The following is a 1,213-nucleotide window of genomic DNA, read 5'->3' as shown; positions in this document are numbered from 1 at the left end:
TCCCTGCCTTAATCGTGCTTGGAATGATGGGGACAAGAACGGGACGTCCTACTGAGATAAGTCCGACTGCAGTATCTGTAAGTGGGACTTATCCCGGCCGTTAGCTGCCCGAAATGCATTCGGACAGCAAAGAGGGTTTTACCCGGTAGACGGCATTTGCACCATGTTTTTTTAAAAATAGCATAAAATTTTGTCGATTTTGGCCAAAAAATCGTCGCGGATTGTTCCGCTTCCGATCTTGCCATCCTAATCATAAGACAATGGCAAAAGTTAACAGCAAAGGGATGGTCAGCGGAACGGCAGGCTCCGTCATCTACCGCAATTACCGCGGCATGAACATCATCCAGGGGAAACCCCGGAAATTCGAACAAACCGAAGACAGCATCAAAGCCGCCACAGAATTTGGCCTGTCGAGCTCAACGGCAGGGGTGATCCGCTCGGCATTTGAGCCGGCTTACCTGCACCGCGACGGAGAGGCGGCAGCCCGCTGCACGCAGCTGGTGTACCGCAGCATCCGCAACAGTCTGACAGGCTATAGGGGGCATCGGGACCTGCATGACGGGGACTTGAGTTGCCTGGAGGGGATGGAATTCAACATCAAAAGCAAGCTCAGTGAGGTCTTACAGGTAAGCCATCAGGTGAGCCGGGACGAACAGGGTAAGATCACCGTGTCGCTGGCTGCCATAGCGGGTAAAACTGCGATCCGTCCGCCTTCCTGGATACAGAAGCAGGTCGGCCGGTACCGCATTCGCCTGCGTTTGATAGGCTTCAACTTCCGCAGGGAGTACTATGAATACCTGGAGTTTAAGGATGTGGAGTTCGCTTATAATGAAAAGCTGGAGGCCCGGCAGATCGTTTTCCAAACGGAGCCGCCCAAAGATCAGATCCTGCTGCTCAGCATGACGCTGATGGCGTATAGTGATACCTTGGCGCAGGGCGAACGTTTATTATTGAACAGCAGGGAATTCAGTCCCTGCGCGCTGATCGCCGCATTTGCAGCAGAAGAGGCTGGGGAACTTCCGGGAAAGCCGATGGATCAGGCGCTAAGCGGCATACAGGAGCATCGCTTGGCGAATATGGTACTTGTGGGTTATGAAGGCAACAGACTGATCAGGGATCTGGCAGGGAAGGTCAGGAGCAAGGATAAGGAGGACGTTCCGAAGGAGATCTCCCGGACTAAACCCAGGTCGATTCCGAAGATCGTAGCGGATAA

General features: G+C 53.5%; 1 protein-coding gene. It reads left to right on the top strand.

Annotated elements, in window-relative coordinates; genetic code table 11:
• Positions 1-260: 260 nt before the first annotated feature.
• A partial coding sequence (locus B0I27_RS17340) for a hypothetical protein (protein WP_106295716.1) occupies positions 261-1,213 on the top strand: 953 nt, incomplete at its 3' end.

Source organism: Arcticibacter pallidicorallinus, from assembly GCF_003002875.1.
In the GTDB taxonomy this organism is placed as follows: domain Bacteria; phylum Bacteroidota; class Bacteroidia; order Sphingobacteriales; family Sphingobacteriaceae; genus Arcticibacter; species Arcticibacter pallidicorallinus.
This window is presented reverse-complemented; position numbering and strand designations above follow the sequence as displayed.